The 25788-nt window shown below is 42.2% G+C and carries 23 protein-coding genes; 4 read left to right on the top strand and 19 right to left on the bottom strand.

Features of this window, described 5'->3' with window-relative positions; all coding sequences use genetic code 11:
* Positions 1 to 20: 20 nt before the first annotated feature.
* From QWZ01_RS23160 to QWZ01_RS23135, 6 genes are read right to left on the bottom strand one after another with little or no spacing between them, the layout of a single operon-like run.
* On the bottom strand, positions 21 to 671 hold the full coding sequence (locus QWZ01_RS23160) for a DUF47 domain-containing protein (RefSeq protein WP_290327588.1): 651 nt from the start codon (positions 669 to 671) through the stop codon (positions 21 to 23).
* Positions 672 to 720: 49 nt separating this feature from the next.
* Positions 721 to 1785 (bottom strand): sensor histidine kinase, encoded by a 1065-nt coding sequence (locus QWZ01_RS23155; protein ID WP_290327586.1) that lies wholly within the window; start codon positions 1783 to 1785, stop codon positions 721 to 723.
* 10 nt (positions 1786 to 1795) lie between these two features.
* Positions 1796 to 2494, bottom strand: coding sequence for a methyltransferase domain-containing protein (locus QWZ01_RS23150; RefSeq protein ID WP_290327584.1), 699 nt, complete (start codon positions 2492 to 2494; stop codon positions 1796 to 1798).
* An 18-nt stretch (positions 2495 to 2512) separates the two neighbouring features.
* Positions 2513 to 3637, bottom strand: coding sequence for an NAD(P)/FAD-dependent oxidoreductase (locus QWZ01_RS23145; protein ID WP_290327581.1), 1125 nt, complete (start codon positions 3635 to 3637; stop codon positions 2513 to 2515).
* 3 nt (positions 3638 to 3640) lie between these two features.
* A complete protein-coding gene (locus tag QWZ01_RS23140; protein ID WP_290327579.1) occupies positions 3641 to 4750 on the bottom strand; it encodes a type III polyketide synthase in 1110 nt (369 codons plus the stop codon).
* A gap of 20 nt (positions 4751 to 4770) precedes the next feature.
* A complete protein-coding gene (locus QWZ01_RS23135; protein ID WP_290327577.1) occupies positions 4771 to 5304 on the bottom strand; it encodes a YceI family protein in 534 nt (177 codons plus the stop codon).
* 196 nt (positions 5305 to 5500) lie between these two features.
* Here QWZ01_RS23135 and QWZ01_RS23130 point away from each other — a divergent pair, with 196 nt between their 5' ends.
* Positions 5501 to 6385 (top strand): UbiA family prenyltransferase, encoded by an 885-nt coding sequence (locus tag QWZ01_RS23130; protein WP_290327575.1) that lies wholly within the window; start codon positions 5501 to 5503, stop codon positions 6383 to 6385.
* A 176-nt stretch (positions 6386 to 6561) separates the two neighbouring features.
* Here QWZ01_RS23130 and QWZ01_RS23125 read toward each other — a convergent pair whose 3' ends face one another.
* From QWZ01_RS23125 to QWZ01_RS23085, 9 genes are all read right to left on the bottom strand, one after another.
* On the bottom strand, positions 6562 to 7872 hold the full coding sequence (locus tag QWZ01_RS23125) for a carbohydrate porin (protein WP_290327572.1): 1311 nt from the start codon (positions 7870 to 7872) through the stop codon (positions 6562 to 6564).
* Between the two features lie 44 nt (positions 7873 to 7916).
* Complete coding sequence (locus tag QWZ01_RS23120; RefSeq protein WP_290327570.1) at positions 7917 to 8564, bottom strand: HD domain-containing protein; 648 nt, start codon at positions 8562 to 8564, stop codon at positions 7917 to 7919.
* A 140-nt stretch (positions 8565 to 8704) separates the two neighbouring features.
* Positions 8705 to 8944 carry a helix-turn-helix domain-containing protein gene (locus QWZ01_RS23115; protein ID WP_290327568.1) on the bottom strand — a complete coding sequence of 80 codons (240 nt, stop codon included), beginning with the start codon at positions 8942 to 8944 and terminating at the stop codon, positions 8705 to 8707.
* A gap of 131 nt (positions 8945 to 9075) precedes the next feature.
* A complete protein-coding gene (gldD, locus tag QWZ01_RS23110) occupies positions 9076 to 9657 on the bottom strand; it encodes a gliding motility lipoprotein GldD (RefSeq protein ID WP_290327566.1) in 582 nt (193 codons plus the stop codon).
* Positions 9654 to 10454, bottom strand: coding sequence for a shikimate dehydrogenase family protein (locus QWZ01_RS23105; RefSeq protein ID WP_290327564.1), 801 nt, complete (start codon positions 10452 to 10454; stop codon positions 9654 to 9656). The genes gldD and QWZ01_RS23105 overlap by 4 nt, the downstream gene beginning before the upstream one ends.
* Before the next feature lie 38 nt (positions 10455 to 10492).
* Positions 10493 to 11239 (bottom strand): YoaK family protein, encoded by a 747-nt coding sequence (locus tag QWZ01_RS23100; protein ID WP_290327561.1) that lies wholly within the window; start codon positions 11237 to 11239, stop codon positions 10493 to 10495.
* Between the two features lie 154 nt (positions 11240 to 11393).
* Entirely contained in the window at positions 11394 to 12155 is a 762-nt protein-coding gene (locus QWZ01_RS23095; RefSeq protein WP_290327560.1) for a phosphosulfolactate synthase, read from the bottom strand.
* A gap of 192 nt (positions 12156 to 12347) precedes the next feature.
* On the bottom strand, positions 12348 to 12512 hold the full coding sequence (locus QWZ01_RS23090; protein WP_290327557.1) for a hypothetical protein: 165 nt from the start codon (positions 12510 to 12512) through the stop codon (positions 12348 to 12350).
* Positions 12513 to 12720: 208 nt separating this feature from the next.
* Positions 12721 to 14124, bottom strand: a complete 1404-nt coding sequence (locus tag QWZ01_RS23085; protein ID WP_290327556.1) for a tetratricopeptide repeat protein — start codon at positions 14122 to 14124, stop codon at positions 12721 to 12723.
* A 238-nt stretch (positions 14125 to 14362) separates the two neighbouring features.
* On the opposite strand from QWZ01_RS23085, the gene amaB reads away from it, so the two are divergent.
* Positions 14363 to 15904 (top strand): L-piperidine-6-carboxylate dehydrogenase, encoded by a 1542-nt coding sequence (gene amaB / locus QWZ01_RS23080; RefSeq protein WP_290327554.1) that lies wholly within the window; start codon positions 14363 to 14365, stop codon positions 15902 to 15904.
* Between the two features lie 25 nt (positions 15905 to 15929).
* On the top strand, positions 15930 to 17582 hold the full coding sequence (locus QWZ01_RS23075) for a S8 family serine peptidase (RefSeq protein WP_290327552.1): 1653 nt from the start codon (positions 15930 to 15932) through the stop codon (positions 17580 to 17582).
* A gap of 107 nt (positions 17583 to 17689) precedes the next feature.
* Here QWZ01_RS23075 and QWZ01_RS23070 read toward each other — a convergent pair whose 3' ends face one another.
* The gene (locus QWZ01_RS23070; RefSeq protein WP_290327550.1) at positions 17690 to 19594 is read right to left on the bottom strand and encodes a beta-N-acetylhexosaminidase; all 1905 of its coding nucleotides are present in this window, start codon (positions 19592 to 19594) and stop codon (positions 17690 to 17692) included.
* Between the two features lie 188 nt (positions 19595 to 19782).
* Between QWZ01_RS23070 and QWZ01_RS23065 the strand changes: the two genes are divergently transcribed.
* On the top strand, positions 19783 to 21174 hold the full coding sequence (locus tag QWZ01_RS23065; RefSeq protein WP_290327548.1) for a Gfo/Idh/MocA family protein: 1392 nt from the start codon (positions 19783 to 19785) through the stop codon (positions 21172 to 21174).
* Positions 21175 to 21352: 178 nt separating this feature from the next.
* Here the strand turns inward: QWZ01_RS23065 and QWZ01_RS23060 are convergent, their stop codons facing one another.
* Genes QWZ01_RS23060 through ileS form a run of 3 tightly spaced genes read right to left on the bottom strand, consistent with a single transcriptional unit; the run spans position 21353 to position 25735 of the window.
* The gene (locus tag QWZ01_RS23060) at positions 21353 to 21958 is read right to left on the bottom strand and encodes a lipoprotein signal peptidase (RefSeq protein WP_290327546.1); all 606 of its coding nucleotides are present in this window, start codon (positions 21956 to 21958) and stop codon (positions 21353 to 21355) included.
* Positions 21959 to 22342 (bottom strand): TraR/DksA family transcriptional regulator, encoded by a 384-nt coding sequence (locus QWZ01_RS23055; RefSeq protein WP_290327544.1) that lies wholly within the window; start codon positions 22340 to 22342, stop codon positions 21959 to 21961.
* Positions 22343 to 25735: an isoleucine--tRNA ligase gene (gene ileS, locus QWZ01_RS23050; RefSeq protein WP_290327541.1), complete on the bottom strand. Its 3393-nt coding sequence runs from the start codon at positions 25733 to 25735 to the stop codon at positions 22343 to 22345.
* Positions 25736 to 25788: the final 53 nt, after the last annotated feature.

The raw sequence follows: 25788 nt of genomic DNA, 5'->3' as shown, positions 1-25788 counted from the left end.
ATGGGGGTGATTAAGTATGCTTACGCGTTTTTAACTAAAATTGATTCCATCACATTGGCTGCATCTTCGCACATATCGGTTGCGGTTTCCAGGGCAGCAAGTATCTCTTTATATTTAATAAGGCGGATAGCATCTTTTTCGTAAAGGAATAAATCAGCCACGGCGCGGTCAAATACGTAATCTGCCTGGTTTTCCACACTATTTATCCTGATGCACGAATCGGCAATGTTACGTACGTTTCTAAGATCCTTTAATTCCTTAACCGCTTTTTCAAGGTCAATGCTGGCTTGTAGGATCAGGTCAGATAATTTGCGGATATGCTCGCTAAAATCATCAATTTTATACAGGCTCATGCGGTTTGCGGCTCCGTGAATATAATCGGCCACATCATCAATGGCAGTTGCCAGGGCATGTATATCTTCGCGATCAAAAGGAGTAATGAAGTTTTTACCCAACTCCAGGTATATCTGGTGGGTAAGTTCATCGCCTTTGTTCTCTAATTTATCAATTTGCTTATACAGTTCTTCCTGCGTAGCGGAATTGTTGGAGTTAACAGCCTCAACCAATACGGTAGCCATGATAACTACATTGTTTGCCGCTTGTTCAAATAAAGGAAAAAATATTTTTTTATCCTTGGGTACAAAATATTGGAATATGCTGTTAAGTGACATAGTTGTTCTAAATTAAAAGTAAAGGTACGGTCGGAATGTTAAGTTAATGTTAACTTTTCAACACTGGTATATTGGGTAAATGTATAGTCTGTTTAGCAATTTGCAATGTGAACCCAAATGTAGAACCCAGTCCTTCGGTACTGCGCACGTTAATGGTTTGCTGATGGGCCTCAATAATATGCTTAACAATGGCCAGTCCCAGGCCCGAGCCGCCAATTTGCCTTGAACGGCTGGTATCGGTACGATAAAACCGCTCAAATAAACGAGGAAGGAACTTTTCTTCAATACCAATACCATCGTCAGTTACCTCAACCAATACCTGATCATGCAGCACAAAAAGGCTTACCGCAGTGCTGCCTTCTTCTTTACCATATTTAAAAGAATTATCTATCAGGTTAACTAAAACCTGTCTTATTTTTTCACGATCGGCATACACAAGGATGCCTTCATCATATTTTTGTTTAAATATTAATTTAATATGATATTGCTTGCCTTTGATCTCCAATGATTCAAAAACCTCTTTTATAAGATCGTTGATCTTGAATTTGCTGTAGTTGATAGGAATTTCACCTGATTCCAATTTAGATATTTCATCCAGATCTTTGATCAGATAACTTAACCTGTCAACATTTTTTGATGCCTTATCTAAGAATTGACGTGCCATTTCACGGTCGTCAAAATCATCATCCTGAAGGGCCTCAATATATCCTTGGATAGCAAAAAGCGGTGTTTTAAACTCGTGTGATATATTCGACAAGAAATCGCGACGGAATTTTTCCTGCTTACGCAGTTCGTCGATTTCAATTTTCTTTTGCTTGGCCCATTCCTTTACTTCCTGCTCCACATCGTTTATAGGGTTGGCGCTCACATGCTCGCCCAGGGCATCGCGCAGGTCGCGGCCCAGTTTCAGGTTATGGATAAGCTTGTATATAAGTTTTATACGCGAGTAAATGTATTTTTCAATCAGGTAATAAAAAACTACATAGCTGGTAACCAGTGTAGCTAAAAAAGTTACCATTACATCGTACCACTTGTGCTGAAAATAAAAATTAACTGATGATAGCGTTATAGCAACGCCCAAAGCGGTTATTAAAACCAATACACGCAAATTCATATCCGTAAAGTTACGATTTGCGAATGATTAACTGCCAACGGAATGGCCAGCGCCATGTTAAATTATAGTTATCAATTCCTGCATTTTTAAGTAAAGCCACCAATTCAGCTTTTTTAAAGGCGCGTTTTACAGACAGCGGGCCATCATTACGCGCCATTTTGCTGCGGGTAAAAGCGTGGGTTATTATCCAAATAGCATAGTACAAAACCCAGTGCCGGTGCAGATCAGTAATGATGATACCCTTACGTGTCGAGGCATACATATTTTTAATGAGCTGTACCCAATCCTGATCATCAAAATGGTGCGTGAACAAGCTACTGATGATAATGTCAAACTGAGGAATAAGAGAGGCATCGGCAATCACATCGGCCTGCAAATAATTGATATTGCTAAAACCCGCTGATGCTTCCAAAGCAAAATTAACAGCAGAACGGGCGGCATCGATACCTGTTAGCTTTAAATTAAGTTCATTTTTACCAGCCCATTTTGCAACAGCTATCAGAGCATCGCCCCCGCCGCAGCCCCAGTCACTTACCGAATAACCTGTTTGTATGGGAAACTTTTTTAATGCCTTAATAATGTTATTATGCCCGCCAAATAAAGCGTTCATTTTACCTAAACCTGCCAAAACCGGTGCAACTTCACTGGCAGGCAGATCAAAATCGTCCATTATTTCGGCATCAAAGGCACGCGCGGATAAGTCTGTCATGTAATCAATACGTCGGCATCAGGCAAAAGGTTTGCCATGTGTTTTACTGATCAAAAAACGTGATACCGCAGGCATGTTGTTTAAAACATGTAAAGTAAGCGCGGTTGAATTATTGTTGCCGAATAAGCGCTGCAGTTGTCGCCCCACCCATAAACGACGCGCAAACTGGCTGTTCCAACTTTGGGTATAATCAGCTTCGAGAGCCGCACGGTTTTTCGTGCTAAAATTACCGGGACGATAATATTTCATGATCTTTTCAGATAATATTTTTGCCGAATGGATAGCCATGGTCATGCCGTTGCCACAAAGCGGGGCTATCATGCCGGCGGTATCACCACTCATCAATATATGATCATCAACAGGAGCTTTCTTTTCAAAAGATATCTCGTTAATTACCTCGGGTTTATCCAGTAAAAAGTCGGCATTGCGAAAAATGTCATCCAGATACGGGTTTTTGCGGATCACGTTCTCTTCCAGCCCTTGCAGCGTTCCATATTTGCGCAAATCATCCCGATGGGCCATATAGCACACGCAATAGCGGTCGCCGTCAGTTTTGCTTACGCCGCAATAACCGTCTTTATAATTATTCAGCTGTATCAGATCATCAGGCAGATCCATACGGATATGGAATTTAACAGCCAGGTATGGACTTCGCTTTAAAAAAAAAGGTCGCTTTAATTTTTGATCAAGGTTAGACCGCTTTCCAAATGCCCCGATCACCAGGGGAGCTGTCAGTACATTACCCGGTGTTATTACCTCAAAATGGTTATTTACAAAACAGATATCCTCTACCCGGACGCTTGTCATGAAATTCACTCCCTCGGCCAGGCTTTTTTGGTACAGCAGATTATCAAAAGTATAGCGGCTTAAGCCAAAACCACCCAGATCAAGCTTTTGTGATAGTTTGGTACCAGATACAGCAGTTACTTCGAGCCTGTTGATGCGGGCAACATTCAGCTCATCCAGATCAATACCCAGCGTATGCAGAAAAGGGATAACTTCATTAGAGATATACTCGCCGCATACACGATGCATCGGGTACGTTTTTTTTTCGATGACTGTAACCTTAAGGCCTGCACGGTTAAGCAATAGGGCGTTAAACAAGCCTGCCAAACCACCGCCTACTACAATTACATCATTCATGGCTTAGTGCATTTCAAGGATCATGCCTTCAACCGTTAAACCCGGACCAAAAGCAAAACTCATTATTTTTTGCCCATTGAGGTTTTGCGCCGCCAGCATTTTCTGCAAAACAAATAATATAGTGGCGGATGACATGTTGCCGTACTCCTGCAGCGTTTGATAAGCAAATACGTTACTCTCCTCAGGCAGATCCAAAGCGGTTTCAACCGCTTCCAGTATTTTACGGCCGCCGGGGTGAACAGCATAGGATGTTATATCCCCGGCATTAAGCTTAACCTTTTGTAAAAAGCGATCCATTAGAGGCTTGATGTGTTTTTTGATCTGTTTAGATACCCTTGAGGTCAATATCATCTCAAAACCGGTATTGCCAACATACCAACCCATATCATCGCGGGCCTCGCTTACAAATTCGGTATAAAAGTTTTTTAGTGATAGATAAGTTCCCTTACCTAAACGATTAGCAGTATGCTCAACCAGTACAGCGGCTGCTCCATCGCTAAACAGTGAGTTGGCCACCCAATTATCAAGCGTGTTTGCTTTTTGAAAGTGGAGGGTACATAATTCAATACTTACCACCAATACCTTGGCATTGGGCTCGGCACGGCAAATGTAATCGGCTACTTTAAGCGCGTTGATAGCACCGTAACATCCCATAAAATTAATGCATGTACGTTCAGTATCGCGATTGAGCTGCAGTTTTTCAACAAGTTCAATATCAATCCCGGGGGCATGCATACCTGTGCAGCTCACCGTAACTAAATGCGTTATTTGCTGCAGAACACCATCCTTATAACCACTTAAACAATTTTCAACAGCCTTAACAGCTATGGCAATGGCTTCGGTCTGGTATAGTTTTAAGCGTTCTTTGGTGCTTGGGAAAGGTTCAAGATTGGCCGTTTGCTCAAAAAAGGTATATAGAGATGGATCAGTATGCGCAAAATCAGGAATAACCGAATAGCGATAATCAATCCCCGAATGATCATAAATACTTTTAAGTCTTGCCGCGTTATTGGCATCCAAACCAAAAGCATTCACCATAAAATGGTAAATATCATTTTGAGCAATACGGTTGTCGGGGTTGGCTACCCCGATAGCGCTAATACAACTATTCATTTAAAATGATTAAGTACTATTTACTTGCTGATTTCCGCATTTACCATAACGGTAGCCTCATTTGAGAGTACCATATTTTTACCACCTATGCCAAAATCCGAACGGTTAATTTTAAAACTGCCATTAAAACTTGCAGTGTTCCCTGTTTCAGTATAAGTAAAAGGCACTTCAACCAGCTTTGTTTTATCTTTTATAGTTACGTTGAAATTCCCTGAATAGTTGTCTCCTTTGGTATGTTTAAATGATACCGACTTAAGCGTGATCTTGGGATAGGTGGCTACATTAAAATAATCGGCACCTTTCAGGTGGTCATCGCGCATGGTATTATCTGTATTAACGGTAGCCGCATCAACCGTAGCATTGATATTACTTCCCGCCAGATCTGTTGGCTTAAATTGTATTTCGGCCTGTAAACCACTGAAATTACCACTGGTATTAAGTCCAAGATTTTTGATCGTAAAAGTGATAGCCGATTTGGTGATGGCTGTTTTAACCTGCGCAAAACCGGTATTGCTTAACAGTGCTAAAAGTGCGATAACATAAATTTTCTTCATTGATATACAAGTGTGTGCTTAGTAAACGCTGCAATTAAACATAACATATTAAACAGTAGCAATTTTGATGCGTTTTTATATAAAATAGTAAAGCAACTATATTTAATGTAGGTACGTACTTTAAGCTATAAGGGGTTGCCTTTAAAAATTTAATTAAGTTTACTACTGTTTATTGCCTTAAAATAAAGTTTTCCGGATGAAATTCAAACAGCTAATACCAACACACTCGGCATGGGCACATCTTCGTTTCGTTTTTTCTATTTTTTTGCTTCCGGTATATTTGTTTGCGTTTAGTCAGGCGCAGGTATCTCATGCATGGCAGGCTGTATTGATATTTTTTATATGGCATGTACTGGCTTTCCCGGCAAGCAACGGCTACAACAGTTATTTTGACCGCGACGAGGATAGTATAGCGCTCCTGGCCAAACCGCCCGAAGTTGATATCAGCCTTTATTATTTTTCGATATTGCTGGAGGCAGCAGCTTTTTTACTGGGCTTTTTTATCAGTTGGGAATTTGCTTTTGCTGTGTTATTGTATGGCATTATGTCAAAACTGTATAGCCACCCCGCTACCCGGTTAAAAAAGTATCCTATTATTAGTTTCCTCACGGTTTTCTTCTTTCAGGGTGCCTTTATTTATTATACTACCTACACGGCACTAAGTGGATCAAGCTTATTTGACCATTGGGATACCGGATTTATTGTGGCGGGTGCTATATGTTCATGCTTAATTGGTGCATCGTACCCGCTCACCCAGGTTTATCAACATGCAGAAGACAGCCGCCGTGGCGACCGCACGCTAAGTTTATTATTGGGCTATAAAGGTTCATTCATTTTTTCGGGAGTATTATTTGCCGCGGGCATCGGACTGTCATACTATTACTGGCATATCGCTGGTATGATACTTAATTTTTACTTCTTCCTGTTGTGCGCCCTACCAATCTTCCTGTTTTTCAATTACTGGTTTTACAAAGTTGGTCAGTCAACCGAGCATGCAAATTTTAAAAATGCTATGCGCATGAACTTTTTAAGTTCAGCCTGTATGCTGATTTATTTTGGGGCGTTGGCTGTGTGGGGGTGAAAAGATTATTGGAAGAATAAAAATTATGCTATGTCATTTCGATAGAGCATGAGGCGGTAAAAGCGTGTGGGCGAAAGAGAAATCTTGTTCAAGATAAAAGCAAATAAGTACAGTGTACAAGATTTCTCCTCGTTCCTCGTCGAAATGACAATCTTTACTTCGAAGTTACTCCTTAGTTAAAACTCCACATGCGCCCGCAGTGAAAATACATTCACCGGGCCGCGATCTTTATTGTAGGCCGGGTTCAGGATAAACTGGTAATCGGGCGTGATCCATACCTTTTTTTGATAAGCGTTAATCTTATAATAGAGTTCTGCTATAAGTTCATGGCTGTAATTGAGTTTACCATCCCCAATTATAAAACCGTAACCACCGGCAGCAAGGTAATCTTTATGCGGAGCCGATAAACCGTTAGCTACAAAAGCAAGCCCAAGTTCGTCATCGGTACGTTTCCATGAAGTACCTTTTAATACACCACCAAAACTCAGCGAGCGGTCAATCTCGGTAAAATACCAGGTTTCTGTATGGCCATCGTTGTAGCTTACTTTTGCAAATACGCCAAAATCTTTACTCAGGTATTGATCTGCACTAATACCAAAGCCATACTTATGCTTACCATAAACCAGGTTGGTATCCACAACAGGGTTTGTAGGATTTACAGCGAGCGCCTGGCGATAGTCGCCCATTTTACCGTTGTTGCGGAAACCTAATACACGTACAGTCCCTTTATTACCGTTCAGGGTATAGCGTTTTTCGTACTCTAAGGTTTGGGTATTGGCATGTCCGATCTTAGCATCCCATATGGCGCCATTGGCCGTCGTGGTCGACATGGTAAAGGCGAAGCGCAGTGTCCAGGTAGGCTGGCCCAATTCAAAATGCGAGCCTATCACATAACCCCGGGTATTAGCAGGGTAATCCCAGGCACCATTATCCATCAACGACCAGTTCATGAACTGCGTACGCGGATCATGACTAAACTCATTGCCATCATAAAAATCGGCCATTCCGAATTTACCCACCGTAACAGAAAAATAGCGTTTACTTTTTAACCCAGCCAGTTGATTGGCATCATCGGTAAGGGTATCTTTTTCTTTACCCCACTCAAAGTTTTGGGTAAAATACAATCTTGCAATGTAAATTTTTGGTTCAGCAGCACCTACCCTGAACGTTTCACCGTTGGGGAAACCTGCAGCACCCAGCGTTTTACTTAAACCAGAACCACCGGAAAGTTCAGGATTAAAATAAGCTTCGGCACCCTTCCATAAACGGGCCCCGCCAAAAAGGGTAGTAGTTAATGAACTTTGCGTTTCGCCTTTAGTGCTTAAACTGTTGAGCCCTGAATAATCGGCACCAAACGAAGGTTTGGCCTGGGTAATTACGGTTTGCTGGAAATGTAAATTAAAACGTTGCTGTTTTAAAGTATCTTGTGCATGGGAAACAAAAGCGATATTCAGCAGGACAAGAGCAAGCAATAAGGTTTTTTTCATAAGCCTCAATTTTTGCGCAAAGAAACTAAACTTTATTTAAAAACTCAGCTTCCGCACTCCATATAGAACTGTTGTAAATAAGTCAGCATGAAATCGTGTCTTTGCTGTGCCAGCTTTTTACCGGTTTGGGTATTCATTTTATCTTTGAGCAATAACAGCTTTTCGTAAAAATGGTTGATGGTTGGTGCCGAAGAGTTTTTATATTCTTCTTTACTCATATTTAAATTGGGCTTAATTTCCGGGTTATACAGCTCCCTGCCCTTAAAACCGCCGTAAGTAAACGCACGGGCAATACCTATGGCGCCAATAGCATCCAGGCGGTCGGCATCCTGCACGATAGCTAATTCAGATGAGTGAAAAGCTTGCTTATCAAAACTTGCCTTAAACGACATATGTCTTATAATCTGCTGCACATGCTCAACAATGGCTTCATCAACATTCATACTGCGTAAATATTTACCGGCAGTGGCAGGGCCAATTTCTTCATCGCCGTTATGGAATTTACTATCAGCAATATCATGCAATAGGGCAGCAAGCTCAACTACAAGTATATCAGCATTTTCCGTCTGCGCTATAAGTTTGGCATTTGTCCATACCCGGTGAATATGCCACCAATCGTGTCCGCCCTCTGCATTTTGGAGGGTGTCACGTACAAATTGCACGGTTGAATTTATAAGGCTGTTGTTTTCCATATGCCGCAAAGATAAGTTTAAAGCTTATGGCATAAAGAAGAAAGCAGGGGTAAAAAATGAGGTAATGCAAAACAGAAGGCCTTTGATAAATTGGGGTATAAGTATCGTTAAAGGCCCTGTTGTGCTTAACAGGTTAAATATTAGGCAGCAACTACCTTTTCAGTATCAATAAGTTCATGCACATCTGTCTCTAATATGGCAGCTATCTGGAAAAGCCTTTCTACTGTTATTTTGGTATAGCCTAATTCAATTTTGCTGTAAGCATTTTGCGATATCGACAACTTTGCAGCCAGGTATTCCTGGGTATAATTCAAGCTTTCCCTGGTATTTCTGATGTTAGCTGCAATTGCTCTTATTTTAAAGTTTAGCAAATCTTTCATCCCGTTAGTATATTGGTTAGGTATACTAACGAAATTAATTGACGGGCGGATTTCAATAATTCGGTTTAAATTAAAATATTTTTTTATTAAGTTAAGAAAAGCACTAATTCAGATTCAGATACCTGCTTTATTTATTGCTTCCACTTAAAACTCTTGATCATTACTTCCATATCCTTTTTAATGAAGTTAAGGACAGGCTGTATAGAGTCAAGTCGGGGTTCGCTGTTAAAATAGAGAGCGCCACGCAAATAATTTTTGGTACTATCAGTCAGAAAAAACTGTGCTGATGATGCCGCGTTGCCATCAATGGTATAATAAATGCCATAAACCTTACGATCGGGATAGCCAATAACGCCCTCATCAATGGAGGTTGCTTTTACCGTGTGCTTAAATGCAAATGTGCGGGCATCTTCCACCAGTTCATTAAACACCTTTTTTGAAGTTACGGGTTGATAGCTCAGGTGCAGGGTAGCCTTAAACTGCGGAAACTGCATATTTACCCAGCAGGATTTTGCCCCTTTGGCTTTGTCAGGCTCAATAATGGCATACTTAGGGTAGCTGAACGTATAAGGGCAGCCTGTGTTATACTCCCGATATTCCTTTTTCGGGAAAGTTATCCTGAAATACCCACGCGGTTTGGGCGAATAATCATGGTTGCCGCCGCAAGCTGAAAGAAACAGGAACAGCGCTATTAATAAACCGGTATATCTCATAAACGGTTATCTTTCATATTCCATATTTCCCATGAACGCTCTGCTTGCAGTACCAGCATTTCGTAACCATTTTTGGTTGTAGCACCACGTTCGCGGCCCTTTCTTAAAAACAGAGTTTCTTCCGGGTTATATATCAGGTCGTACAATAAATGTTCATCCATAATGGCATCGTAAGGAATTGGCGGACATTCATCTATTTTAGGCGCTGTACCTACCGGTGTTGTATTGATAATGATCTTGTGTTGTTTAATATGATGCGACTTAAGGTCATCAAATAAAATATAGCCGGGATGCGGTTTGCGGGTCACTGTTTTAAAGGCAATACCCAAATTTTCTAATACACATTTTACAGCCTGGGCAGCACCGCCATCACCCAGTACCAGGGCTTCGTCATTACTATCTTTAATCAGCGGCTTTATCGACATTTCAAAACCATACAGATCAGTGTTATAGCCCTCCAGCCTGAAATCGTGCCCTTCAACACCAACCTCCCCGGTAAAGGCAGCTTGCAGCGGACTTTCGGCAATTACGCAGATACAGTTTACCGCGCCCGCTTTACGTGCATCGTGTTCAATCCAATCCAAAAAAGGCAATACAGCTACCTTATGCGGAATAGTTACATTAAGGCCACTAATATTAGGATACTTATCCAGCAGATCCTGCAGGTCTTTTACATTTTCAAGCGGATACAGCTCATAAGCGGCATCGGTAATATTTTCGTTTTTAAATTTTTCGGTAAAATACTTCTTTGAAAAAGAATGTGAAAGCGGATAGCCTATAAGTCCGTATTGTTTCATGGCGTAATATTAGCAACAATTTAATAAGTTATGAAAAACTACCGATGCGCACGAGGTAATTTTCCTTTTAGCTTAAAGTACAAAAACCTTGCCTCCTGTCGACGCCAGCAAATAACAAATGCAATAAATAAAGTGCCGGTAGGTATTAAAAGAGCATAGTCATGCAATTTAGGTGTAGCCAGCGCGGCTAAAATAGCTCCCGACAAAAAGCACAGGCACACGAAACCAAACAAACGAGCCTCGCGGAGTGCAACCCGGTCATGAGCAGGCATTGTTCCCCTAAAAAAAGCTTCTGCAAAACGGCGCAGGTTGCCGGTTGTCATTACCGAATTGTATGTCCACAGTTCAAGCTTAGTAAAACTTGAGTTTTGCATGGCAGCCACAAGTGATATAGCCAGTACGAGCAATATATCTGGAAAGGAGTCTGATAAAAAAGAGGCACCCAAAAGCACAATGATTTCCAACCCCAAACAGGTTAATGCCGGCTTAGGCAGATATTTTAATACCGAGGGCAAATGCATCCGGAATGCTATAAATACTCCTATTAAAAACGCTACGATGGGAGGGATATGCCGCATGGCCTGTTGCCAGTTGCCGGTTGCAGAATACATTCCCAAAAACACAATATTACCCGTCATGGAATTGGCGAAAACATGCCCATGACCAATGTAGGTGAACACATCCAGAAAACCGCCCGAAAGGGTAAGCAGGGCGGCCACTTCAATTGAATTATCTGAATACACCTGCACCGGGGATTCACTTGTGGTTTCGGCGTTTGTTGTCATTGCATTTATTTTCAAGTTTCAATAAATGAGCCTCGGCATTACATAGGGTAAGATAGTAAATTGAACCCAATTTGTTAACCCGCCATAACACAAAAAAGCCCTCAGAAATTAATCCGAGGGCTCCGTTAACTTTATAGTAAGATCAGTCAAAAAGTTACAAATTAATGAAGTGATCAAATGTATCACTCCTAATACCCAGCCGCAATGTTTCAAGCGGGATAATATCTGCCGGGGCTATATTACCCAGGCTTACATTTGAGCCTATAAGTTTAATGAACCAAACTTGCTGGGCCTTTTGCGGGGCTTCCCAAATAATGGTTCCTTCCGGTATCTGCGTCAGGATCTCATCAACCAGGCCCTGCCTTACCTCGCCCGAATCACGGTATATACCTACATTACCGCTTTCGCGGGCTTCGGCAATAACCTTCCATGAACCGGCCTCAATTTCGGCGTTCATCAATTTGATCCATTTATAGGGCGCAAATATTTTTTGTACATCTTTAGAGCCAACTTCAGATATTACAGTTACCTGTTTGGCCAGTTTGCTGATGTATTCACATTTAACATCATGCTCAATTTCAATTGAACCGTCAGATACCTCGCAGTGCTCCAGTTTGTATTTATCCAGTATACGACAATAGTCATCAAATTGGTTGCGCACAATAAAAGCTTCAAACAAAGTTCCGCCAAAATATACCGGAATGCCCGCTTCCTGGTACAACTTTATTTTTTCGGTAAGGTTGGGGGTAACATATGAAGTTGCCCAGCCTAATTTAACAATATCCGTATATGGGCCACCTACCTCTAAAAAATCTTCAACCTGCCTTAAACTTAATCCCTTGTCCATAACCATGGTAATACCTTTATCACGGGGTTTAACTGTACGTTCGGGCAGATTATTGATGTTGTAGTTCATATGAGATATTTGGTTATAGCCTATAACTAAAAGTTCTAATGGCGCAAATGTCGGAAATTATCCCGTAGTTTAGGTTAACACAATAAAAATTTTACGGAAAGTTTAATTTTAGAGAGGATTTTTTCCGAAGAAGATCGATAAACAAATTGTACTTGCTCAAAAGAAATCATACCAAGTACAATTTGTTTTTACTTAAGCCATGTTGCTTGGATTGTTGTTGTTTGCGTCCTGATCTTTTTTAGGGTCTGTTGCCTGAATCCCTGCTTTAACAAAACCTTTATAAAGCGGATTGGTTCCAACCTTACCTGCTAACATCTGAACATCCGGCTTTGGGGGCTGCACTTTAGTCTTTGCCATAACATTAGGGGTTAATTAGCTCATAATCAATACAAAGATAATATATTATAAGGCATTGTATATCAACATTATTATACAAAAAAAGCTCAAACCCTAAATAGGTTTGAGCTTTTTTTGAAATGATCTTTCGGCAGATATATACTTAATATGCTTAATCAATTAAATTACTACGCAATCAATGCGCATATTAATCAGCTACCTGATCAATTTACTTGGTATACCTGTTTATAATATCCACAATTACTTTGTTCTCGTGCAATTGCGGCAGATAATCAAATAATATGTAATGCTTTTCAGGGTCAGATGCAAGTGCAAGTTCTAACTGGTTCAGCGCTTCATTATACTCGCCTTTGGCAAACAAATAAGCTACCATACGGTAATATAGTTCTGCCGCCTCCGGGTTGTTCTTTATAGCTTCTGCAATAATTTCGATAGCTCCCTGCAGTCTGCTTTGCTCATACAATATAGATGAATAGTCAAGCCATGCATCAACATCAAGCGGGTTTAGTTCTACCACTTTTTCATAAGCCTGCTCTGCCTCGGTCATGTGCCCCAGCTTGTATTCAGCATCGGCAATGGCAAACCAGTAATCGGCATTGGCTATATCAAGGTCAAGCGCTTTTTTGTAGAAGTGCAGTGCCTCAAAATAACGTTCCTCAAAATCAAGGGTAACACCAATCCCAAACCAGGCATCGGCCAGTTTAGGGTCCATTTTAACCGATTTCTTGTAAAAAGCGCGGGCATCATCCATCTGCTCCAGCTTTTCATAGCATTCGCCAATGGCGCAATAGGTATCGGCATTAGGTTGCTCGTACTCAAAAGTATGGCGGTATACCTCAATGGCCTCAGCATATTTTTCCAGGTTAACCAGGGCATTACCTTTATTAAAGTAAGCCGATGCAAAGCTATCCTTAATAAGTATGGCATAGTCATACGCGTCAATAGCTTTTTCAAACAGGCTTAGCTTGGTGTAAGCGTTACCTAAGTTATACCATGCGGCATAGCTGTAAGGTTCGTTATCAATATACTGCTGATAAAACTGAACGCTTTCCTGCTGGTTGTCCATCACATCGTAGCAAAAAGCCAGTTCGTAAAGGGCATCCTGATTTTCCATGTTTTGCTTTAGGCAAAGCTTCAGATAAGTTATAGCGGTATCATAATCGCCCATGTTTTGGTATACGTAGGCAATATGCAGCAATATCTCATCAGTCTCTTCGGCAAGGCCTAATGCTTTTTCATAATTTTCAAGAGCTTCGCCAAAACGCTCCATGCTCTCATACAAATTACCGCGGATTATGTAAATATCGGCGTCAGAAGCCTCAAGCATGGCAGCTTTCTCCAAAGCAGCAAAAGCCTCTGTTACTTTGTTGGTTACCACCAGTAACTGGGCCTGTTTAATTAAAAATACTGCTGCAAAAGGGTGCTGATTACGTGCATACTCTGCCACTTGTAATGCCTTCGCCGGATCATTTTTCTCGATGTAGTAGTCGATTATGTTCTCAAACGCCTGGGCATCAAAAAAGTACTGGTCGTGATTTCGAATCATTTCCTCGTACCGTTCTACCGAAAACTTTGGATCTTCGGTAAAACCAAATTCAAATTCTTCTTCCATTCAATTTTGTTTGCAGAACATCCGCTTTATATTAACAATTGTTATTGCTTTTAAAGACTTATTGAGATCAAAATACAACAACTATGCGTCAAAACGACAATTAAGTTTTCAACATTCACACACTTTTACAACAATTCCAGTGCAATTCGTTGATAATTAATTAGTATCAATTTACAGGCCAAAGGTGGGTAAACAAAAAATTGCCTTAAGATTTTTACCTTTGACAAAAGTAACAATTATGAACCTCGATATTTCAGATATTCTAAAACGTTTACATATAAACGATATTAACGATGCTTTTAGTACTGGCGGTAACTGGGGCAGCAGTGCCGCTTCTACGGTTAAAGATATTATATCACCGGTTGACGGTAAAAAAATAGCATCGGTAAAATTTGCTGCCGAAAGCGATTACAACCAGGTTGTTGAGCAGGCTGCCAAAGCCTTTAAAACTTGGCGCACAACACCGGCTCCCAAACGCGGTGAAATTGTACGCCAGATTGGCGAAGCATTGCGTAGCAACAAACAAGATCTGGGCGCCTTGGTATCATACGAAATGGGTAAAAGCCTGCAGGAAGGCCTGGGCGAAGTGCAGGAAATGATTGACATTGCCGATTTTGCAGTTGGCCTAAGCCGCCAGCTTTACGGCCTCACTATGCACTCCGAAAGGCCGGAGCACCGTATGTACGAGCAATATCATCCGCTGGGAATTGTGGGTATCATTTCGGCCTTTAATTTTCCGGTAGCCGTTTGGAGCTGGAACTCCCTGCTGGCCTGGGTATGCGGCGATGTTTGTATCTGGAAACCATCAGAAAAAACACCTTTAACGGCTATTGCCTGCCAGCATATTGTTCAGGAGGTTTTTAAACAAAACAATATCCCGGATGGAGTATCAAACCTCGTTATCGGCGACCGAAACATTGGTGAGCTGATGGCCGCCGATACCCGTGTGCCCCTAATATCAGCAACCGGCTCTACCCGTATGGGCAAGGCGGTTAGCGCTGCCGTAGGCGCGCGTTTAGGCAAAAGCCTGCTGGAGCTGGGCGGCAACAATGCCATCATTATTACCGAAAACGCAGATCTGGATATGTCGCTTATCGGCGCGGTGTTTGGCGCAGTGGGTACCGCGGGCCAGCGTTGCACCAGTACACGCAGGCTTATTATTCACGAAAGCGTTTATGAGGCCTTTAAACAAAAACTGGTGAATGCATACGGCCAGATCCGTATTGGTAACCCGCTTGATGAGCACAACCATATGGGCCCACTCATTGATCACGATGCTGTAAATCTTTATCTTGACTCCATTGAAAAATGCAAGGCCGAAGGTGGAAAGTTTGTGGTAGAAGGAGGTAAACTTAACGGTGATAACTATTTATCAGGATGTTACGTAAAACCATGCATTGCCGAAGTAGAGAACCATTTTAAAATTGTTCAGCACGAAACGTTCGCTCCTATATTATACCTTATTAAATACAGCACTATTGATGAGGCCATCGAACTGCAAAACAGTGTTCCGCAAGGTTTATCATCAGCCATCATGACCAATAATTTGCGTGAGGCAGAACAATTTTTATCATACGCGGGTTCTGATTGCGGCATAGCTAATGTAAACATAGGTACATCGGGCGCTGAAATTGGCGGCGCTTTTGGTGGCGAAAAAGAGACCGGCGGCGGCCGCGAATCGGGCTCTGATGCATGGAAAGTTTACATGAGGCGCCAAACTAATACTATTAATTACTCAAAAACGTTGCCTTTAGCGCAGGGCATTAAGTTTGACCTCTAAAATATTTTACTACTAACTTTTGTACATGTTCAATTTCCGCAACTACATTACCGGTACCGCTTTATTAGTTTCACTATCATTAACTTTAAGTTTACCCGCTTCGGCACAAGTACTTCCTAAACCAGATCCTGAACCACCCAAAGGCTGGCAGCTGATGGATTTAAAAGAAAACGGCTTTTATGGCATCAGCCTTAAACCTGCTTATCTTTTTTTGCAGGGCAAAAAAAGCAAAACCGTAGTTGTTGCCACTATTGATAGCGGTGTGGATACGCTGCAGAAAGACCTGAAAAGTATTTTATGGATAAATACCAAAGAGATCCCGGGTAATGGCATTGATGATGACCATAACGGGTATATTGATGATATACACGGCTGGAATTTTTTAGGCGGTCCCGATGGCAAAGCCGACTTTAATGAAACTACTGAAGAGGTTAGGGAATACAATAAGTTAAAAGACAAATATGCTACCCTTACCGATACCAATGCGGTTGACAAAAAGGATTATACCTATTGGAAACACGTTAAAACCGTATATGATAGCACCGTTAACAAGGCCCGCACAGAAACCGAGCAACTACAGCCTATCATGAACGCCCTTATGGTTACCAGCGGTTATATTAAAAGAGGGCTTAGCCTGCCAGCCAACGGCACTTTTAAACAGGCTGACCTGGTAAAGCTTAAAATGACCAATGATACCCTTTCACAAAGCAAATATGTATGGGACTCCATATTTTCGCAGGAGGGCAGCAATAAAAACAATGCTGCTATTATCAAAGACCTAAGCGAATACCTGGCCAAGTTAAACAATGATCTTTCGCCCGATCTGGAGGCACGTAAGCGCATTGTTGGCGATAATGTGGACAGTATGGATCATAAGCCTTACGGCAATAACCTCCTTAAATTTTCAGATGCATCGCACGGAACAGGCGTGGCCGGGCTTATCGGTGCCATTCGCAATAATAACTATGGCATCAACGGTGTGGCCGATAACATTCGCATCATGGCCATCAAGGCTGTACCTAACGGTGATGAGTATGATAAGGATATTGCCAACGCTATTCATTACGCTGTTGATAATGGTGCCAGGATCATTAACATGAGCTTTGGCAAACAGGTATCACCTCACAAAGAATGGCTTGACGAGGCTTTTAAATATGCAGCAGCGAAAGATGTACTACTGGTACAGGCAGCTGGAAACGACAGCCAGGATATGGATGTAAAGCCAGATTTTCCGAACGATACATTTTTAGATGGCTCATCAACAGATGCTGATAACCTGATCAATGTTGGTGCATCGGGACCGAAGTTAGATGAACACCTGGCAGGCGACTTTAGCAATTACGGCAAAAAAAACGTGGATATATTTGCACCCGGCGTTAAAGTAACTACTGTTGATACCGATGCTGAATTTATGACCGAAGATGGCACCAGCTTTTCATCACCTATTACAGCGGGGGTAGCTGCTCTGCTTTTAGAATACTATCCAACCCTGAGCGCAAAGCAGCTTAAACAGATCATCCTGCAATCGGCAACACCTTTAACAGGCACTGAAGTATATAAACCAGGCAGTAAAACCATCAAGGTTGATTTTGCCACATTGAGCAAAACCGGCGGCATAGTGAATGCTTATAGGGCTTTACAAATAGCAGCAAAAACCAAAGGCGAGCGGGCTGATTAAGTAAACTGCTAAAAAAATGTCATTGCTTCGCTATGCTTGCAATGACATTCAAGCAAATAAGAAAGCCTTGCAGGATAACCTGCAAGGCTTTCTTATTATAAGGGTATTTATTTGATCCTGCTATTCAACTCAGCGATCGGCATGGTAACCATACGGCCAATTGGTTTTTTACCCCGGTAGGTGATCACCCTTAGCGTGGTGGCATCTTTAGGGGCATCAATAGGCTCGGTATATTTAGGGTAAAACCTGTCGGGGAAGGAGTTATCAAAACTGTAATAAGTATCCAGTCCTTCTACTTCGTTGGTCAACGTTATTTTTAAGGTACCATCAGTGTTCTTTATAGCGGTAAATGATGGGTCATAAGCGCTTGGTGCATACTTGATCTCGGCTTCATCAAAGCGGTTAAACTGTTTTTCTACCTTGCCAAAAAAGTAATTCCAGTTTTTCTTTGCCTTAGGCGACCATACAGACTCAGCTATAGCCATCCCCCTTGGCCAAGTCATATATTCGGCCTGACGAATGTTGTATACCTGCTCTGTCCATAAATTTGCCTGGCCTCCTTTGATCAATTTAGCATCAACACTATCCGGAACCGGTTCAAACTCATATGATTTGCTCAAACGCAGCGAGGCGTATATCTTAGTTTCATTCACACGGTCGCTTTGCATGTAATCAAGGTAAGCAAAGGTAGTTGGGCTCATTACTACTTCGTGGCCCAATTTAGCCGCCTCAATACCGCCTTTAATACCTCTCCAACTCATAACAGCAGCATTGGGGCCAAGTCCTCCTTCAATGATCTCATCCCAACCCATGAACTTTTTACCTTTTGATTCTACTATTTTCTCCAAACGTTTCTCAAAATAGCTTTGTACCTCCTGTTGTGTTTTCAGGTTCTCTTTGGCCATCAATGCTTTAATGGCATCGCTTTGCTCCCAGAAATTCTTGGCGCACTCATCGCCGCCCATGTGTATATATCCAAATGGGAACAGCTGGGCTACCTCGGTTACAACCTTATCCAAAAAGGTGTAAACATTTTCGTTGGCCGGGCATAAAGTATTGTCAACAATGGCCTTATTATGCGGACCGCTCCAATCCATAAAAGGTTCGCCGGAGTTAACCACATATTTGTCGGCACCTGGGGTGCATGAAAGCTCCGGATAGGCTACAACAGCGGCAAGACTGTGGCCCGGTACATCAATTTCAGGCAATATATTTACAAATCTGTCTTTAGCATATTGCACCAGTTCTTTAATATCTTCCTGAGTATAGTATCCGCCATAGGTGCGGGGCTCATCAACAGCCGGTGGAGTAAAGGTGCCAAACTGGCCAACTTTTTTTACATTATGTGAACCTACTTCGGTTAAGCGCGGCAGGCTTTTGATCTCCACACGCCAGCCTTCGTCATCGGTTAAGTGGAGGTGCAGCAGGTTCAGTTTATACTTCACCATAGCATCTATATATTGTTTCACTTCGGCTTTGGTAAAAAAGTGGCGCGCAACGTCAAACATTAAACCCCTCCAGCCAAATCTTGGGTAATCGGTAATTTCTACACAAGGAACAGTCCATTTTATGTTTTTCGCAAGCTCTTTACCTTCAATTTCTGAAGGCAACAACTGCATGAGGGTTTGCACACCATAAAATAAACCGGCAGCCTCATTAGCCCTGATCACTATCTTTTTTGCCTTTACTGAAAGATTATATCCCTCGGTACCCAACACTGTATCGGCTGTTTTATTCAACACCAATTTGATGGATGCGGTTGGTGCAAGGCTTTTTATAGTAACAGTTGAGCCCGCGGCGGTGGTAAGTTTACTTTTCAGATAACTGGTTACCGGTAAAAGTTCTGGCTTGCTGCCAGCTTCAATTATTACATTTTTGGGCAGCACAAACTGGCCGGCGAATCTTGCGGTTTTCACCGGTTCGGGAATAATTGACAAGCCACTCTGGGCTATTTGACCAAATGATAAAAAATGTGCCAGGCAACAGCAGAGCAATAGGGATAGTTTTTTCATACAGAAAGGGTTATAGTAATTGGAAATGTTTCCGCAAATTAAACTTTTTAAATAATATTAAAAAGTTGCAGGCTAAATTTTGTTCTTTTATATTGCATATAAATACGATCCCCGCATTTGTTCCCCGCAATTATCCGGATGGTATTAACCAATTATTACCCATTTACCTAACCTAAATTATCTTGCTTATGGCAACTGACAGAAGAAAGTTTTTAAAACAATTTGGCACCTCGGTTATCCTAACATCGGCATCGCTCAGTAGCCTAGCCGCTAAAGAGGAATATGAAAAACGGATACTACAGGCTGAAAAACGCATTACACCGAACGATAAGATCAGGATTGCCACAATAGGTATGGGCATTATGGGTTTTAACGATACCCGTGCCGCGCTTACCGTACCCGGCGTAGAGCTGGTAGCCTGCTGCGATCTGTACAAAGGCAGGCTTGAGCGTGTCAAAGAACTTTATGGCGCTAATATTTACACAACGGATAACTACCAGGATATATTAAACCGAAAAGATATTGATGCCGTTATTGTAGCCACCAGCGACAATTGGCACAGCCCTATATCTATTGAATCTATGCACAAGGGTAAAGCTGTTTACAGTGAAAAACCCATGGTGCATCATATTAGTGAGGGGTTGAAGGAGATAAAGGCCCAGCAGGAAACCAAAGCGGTTTTTCAGGTAGGCAGTCAGCGGGTAAGCAGCATTGCCTTTAAAAAGGCACAGGAACTGTACCAGAGCGGTGCTATAGGCAAAATAAACGCAGTGGAGGCATCCTTTAGCAGGCAAAGCGCATTGGGCGCCTGGCAGTATACTATTCCGCTTGATGCATCGGAACAAACCGTGAGATGGGATGAGTTTCAGGCCAACAGCAAGAAAAAATATGATTATGATAGTAACCGCTTTTTCAGATGGCGCAATTACCGGGAGTATGGTACCGGAGTAGCCGGCGATTTATTTGTGCACTTGCTTTCGGGGATACATTTTATTACCGGCTCCAAAGGTCCGGAGAAAATATTCTCTGTTGGAGATTTAACTTACTGGAAAGACGGCCGGAATGTTCCTGACGTAATGAGTGCTGTAGTTTCGTATCCCGAGTCGCCGGAGCACCCGGCTTTTCAGGCCACGTTGCAGGTAAACTTTGTAAGCGGCGAAGGCGACAAGGCCGTAACCAAAATAATAGGCTCGGAAGGGGTTATTGATATGAGCGATGGTGATGGTTTTACCATACACAAAAGCAAAATGCCTGTAGCTCCCGGCTATGGCGGATGGGATTCGTTCAATACCTATCCTGAAGCTATGCAAAAAGCAATAAGGGATGAGTACAACAAAAAGTACTCGGCTGCCGATCAGCAGGCCCCAAAAATGGATGGTATTATCTATCGCGAGCCGGAAAACTACAATGCATCTAATGATCATTTTGCCAATTTTTTCGACTCCATACGTACAGGCAAACCGGTTGTTGAGGATGCCACTTTTGGTTTCCGCGCGGCAGCCCCGTGCCTGGCCTGCAACGACAGCTATTTTGAAAACAAGGTTATTAACTGGGACCCGGTGAATATGAAGTTGAGATAGGTGAGGAATATATAAAAAACATAGCTGTCATCTCGAACGAGGTACGAGGAGAGATCTTTTACTCGGCGGTATTTAAAGCTGTATAAGATTTCTCACTATCGTTCGAAATGACACTTTGAGATATAAAAAAAGCCGCTTATCGCGGCTCTTTTTTATTAATAGTAAATTTTAAAATCTGTTATTCTTCAACCATTTCGCTGTTGGGGCTGTTTACTTCAGGCACCTCATGTTTAAAGTAGTGTTTCTGAAATACCAGTATCATGATAACACCCACACATATAGAGGCATCGGCCAGGTTAAATACCGGTCTGAAAAACTCGTAAGCCTCATTACCCCAAATAGGCACCCATGCAGGGAATATACCTCTTAACAAAGGGAAGTAAAACATATCAACCACACGCCCGTGAAACAGGGGAGCATAGTTGTACATGATACCATAAAAGGTTGAGTCGATAATGTTACCCACGGCGCCTGCCAAAATAAGTGCCACGTTCATGATAAGCCCGCGATGGTACTTGTGTTTTATTAAATAAACAAGGCAATAGCCAATACCACAAACCGCAACAATACGGAACAACGTTAAAGCCAGCTTACCTGCATCACCGCCCCATTCCATGCCAAACGCCATACCATTGTTTTCGGTATAATGCAGCATGCCGCGACTACCTAAAAGGCGAATCTCTTCGCCCATGAACATGTGTCCGCGTACCCAGGTTTTAATAATCTGGTCGGCAAGAATAATAAATATAGCAGTTAAAAAAGGTTTGGTGTAAGCAGCCTTCATTTATTGCTTTAATTTTGCTTCCATTGTTAAGGTGGTATGCGGCACAGCACGTAAGCGCTCTTTAGGTATCAGCTTGCCGGTTTCGCGGCAAATACCATAAGTTTTGTTCTCAATACGTACCAGGGCTGCTTCCAGCTGGTCAATAAATTTTTTCTGGCGGGCGGCTAACTGGTTAATTTGTTCCTTTTCCAGCGTGGCCGAGCCATCTTCTAAAGTTTTATAAGTACCTGCAGTATCATCGGTTCCGTTAGCATTTGGCGAACTTAATGAAGTTGCCAAAGAGTTTAACTCTTCTTTAGCGATACGCAGTTTATCAAGAATAAGAGCTTTAAACTCTTGCAGATCTGATTCAGAATATCTGGTTTTTTCGGTTTCTACTTTCATTTATACTTTACTAATAACAATAAAAATTTCATTTTCGTCAATGGTAACCAATTCGCCATCATTCATCTCATTCTCAAGCACTATGCTCTCGGCTAAAATTTCGGCGCAAATATAGGATAAATTACTATCCACCGCTTTTTTAATAAACGGATGGTTGCTGATGCTTACATTTATCTTATCGGTAACCTCAAATTCTTTTCCCTTACGCAGATTCTGGATGCGGTTTATCAACTCGCGCGAGATCCCCTCCTGTTTCAGTTCGTCGGTAATGGTAACATCTAAAGCGACAGTTAGTTTTCCTAAATTTGCAACTTGCCACCCAGGAACATCCTCTGCTATAATTTCAACGTCGGCTAAGCCTATATCGTACTTATTATCAAGCACCTGAATACTTCCTTCGGCATCCAGTCTGGCTATATCTTCCTGCGTAAAATTATTAATTGCTTCGGCAACCGCCTTCATATCTTTACCTACCTTTTGCCCTAAGGCTTTAAAGTTTGGTTTTATCTTCTTCTTGATGAAACCAGCCGTGTCGGTAATATACTCAATATTCTTAATGTTTGTTTCAGATAAAACTAATTCTTTTACCTGCTCCACATGCTGCTCAAAACCTTTATCCAATATAGGCAATAATATTTTACTTAGCGGCTGGCGTACGTTTATACCTACCTTTTTTCTTAATGATAATACCAGCGATGATATATCCTGCGCCAGCTGCATACGCTCTTCCAGGTCGGCATCAACCAGTTCATCGTGGTACTCAGGGAAGTAAGCGAGGTGAACCGATTCAAACTCCTCTTTACCTGTTACCGCGTTCAGATCTTTATATAACCTATCGGCAAAGAACGGCGCTATGGGCGACATTAATTTGCTGATCGCGATCAGGCAGGTATACAGCGTTTGGTAAGCCGATAATTTATCTTCGGAATTATCTGACCTCCAGAAACGGCGGCGGCTTAAGCGGATAAACCAGTTGCTAAAGTGCTCGTCAACAAATTCCTGTATGGCACGGGCAGCCTTCGTTGGCTCAAAATCGGCATAAAAACCATCAACCTCGCGGCTCAGCGTGTTTAATAACGAAATGATCCAGCGGTCAATTTCCGGGCGTTGCGAAATAGCTATTTCCGGCTCGCTGTAAGTAAATTTATCAATGTTGGCATACAGCACAAAAAACGAATAAGTGTTGTATAACGTACCAAAAAACTTACGCCTAACCTCGTCAATACCCTCGGTGTTAAATTTCAGGTTATCCCATGGCGAAGCATTGCTGATCATGTACCAGCGTGGCGCATCAGCACCAAACTGCTCAATGGTTTCAAACGGGTCAACGCCATTGCCTAAACGTTTCGACATTTTGTTGCCGTTTTTATCCAGCACCAAACCATTTGAAATTACGTTTTTAAACGCTACACCTTTATTACCAACCTGCTCATTAACAGCTTTTACCTTGTCGCTTGCTTCGCTAAGCATAACAGCTATGGCGTGCAGGGTAAAAAACCAACCGCGGGTTTGGTCAACACCTTCGGCAATGAAATCGGCCGGGTAGGCGTTCTTAAATTCTTCCTGGTTTTCAAACGGGAAATGCCATTGCGCGTAAGGCATAGCACCCGAGTCAAACCAAACGTCGATCAGGTCAGGCTCCCGGAACATTTTGTTGCTGTTTGATGAAGTTAATATCACATCATCAACATACGGGCGGTGCATATCTTCCAGCTTAAACCCTGCTGGCATAAAGCCGGCTGCTATTGATTTTTCAATTTCTGCGTTCAGCTCGGCTATGGTACCTATACATTTTTCTTCGGCACCGTTTTCCTCACGCCAGATAGGCAGTGGGGTACCCCAGTAGCGTGAACGGGAAAGGTTCCAGTCAACCAGGTTTTCGAGCCAGTTACCAAAACGGCCGGTTCCGGTTGATTCCGGTTTCCAGTTGATGGTTTTATTCAGCTCCACCATTTTATCCTTTACCGCAGTTGTACGGATAAACCAGCTATCAAGCGGGTAATATAATATAGGCTCGTCTGAACGCCATGAGTGCGGGTAGCTGTGCTCATATTTTTTAACGTCAAACGCCTTATTTTCTGTTTTTAATTTGATGGAGATGAGTACATCCGTACCCCTGAAATCAGGTGCCGAACGTTCTGCATCGGTATAGTATTCGTCTTTAACGTAGCGTTTGGCAAAATCGGTAACCTCATCAACAAAACGGCCTTGTTTATCAACCAAAGGAACGTCCTTGCCTGCTTCGTCCTTCACCATTACTGATGGCACGTTATTTTCTTTACAGGCCCTGAAGTCATCCGCACCAAAAACCGATGCTGTGTGTACTATGCCGGTACCATCTTCTGTAGTAACAAAATCAGCCGGTATAACGCGGAAAGCGTTTTGCTCCAGGTCTTCATTTGTTACATAAGGCATCAGCTGATGATAGCGCAGGCCAATCAATTCAATACCTTTAAATTCAGCTCTTACTTCCCATGGGATAATTTTGTCGCCACCTTTATAATCCTGGAACGGTGCATTTTCGCCCTCAGCCTTAAAGTATTTACCAACCAACGCTTTGGCAAGCACTACGCTAACCGGCTCATGGGTATAAGGGTTAAAGGTGCGTATTTTTACATAGTCGATGTTTTCGCCAATGGCCAGCGCACAGTTTGATGGCAGTGTCCACGGCGTTGTTGTCCATGCTAAAATGGTAGTGATCTCGTTTTCATCTTCAAACAAAACCGGGATCAGCGGATGCGGCTGATTGTTCTTTAAATGAAACTGGGCCACTATTGAAGTATCCTTCACCATTTTGTAAGTACCTGGCTGGTTAAGTTCGTGCGAGCTTAAACCGGTACCCGATTTTGGCGAATAAGGCTGTACTGTATATCCTTTGTATAACCAGCCTTTATTATAAAACTCCTTTAGTATCCACCAAAGGCTTTCAATGTATTCGTTTTTGTAGGTGATGTACGGATCGTTAAGGTCAACCCAGTAACCCATCTTCTCGGTCAGGTCGTTCCATACGTCGGTATAGCGCATTACTTCCTTGCGGCAGGCATCATTATAATCCTTAACGCTTATTTTTTTGCCAATATCGTCTTTGGTTATGCCTAATGCTTTTTCAACGGCCAGCTCAATAGGCAGGCCGTGGGTATCCCAGCCGCCCTTACGCTTTACCTGGAAACCTTTCAGGGTTTTGTAACGGCAAAAAATATCCTTTATTGACCGCGCCATTACGTGGTGAATACCGGGCATACCATTAGCGCTCGGCGGCCCTTCGTAAAACGTATAGGGGTTATTTGCCGGACGGCTGCTGATACTTTTTTCAAATATGTTGTTCTGTTTCCAAAACTCCAGTATTTCTTTGCCTGTTTGCGATAAGTTTAACTGCTTATATTCCTTGTACATCTATATATAATACCTTTTATAACCTCTTTTTTAAGAGGTTGCAAAAATACGGA

Source organism: Mucilaginibacter aquaedulcis (assembly GCF_030409325.1).
GTDB lineage: Bacteria > Bacteroidota > Bacteroidia > Sphingobacteriales > Sphingobacteriaceae > Mucilaginibacter > Mucilaginibacter aquaedulcis.
This window is presented reverse-complemented; position numbering and strand designations above follow the sequence as displayed.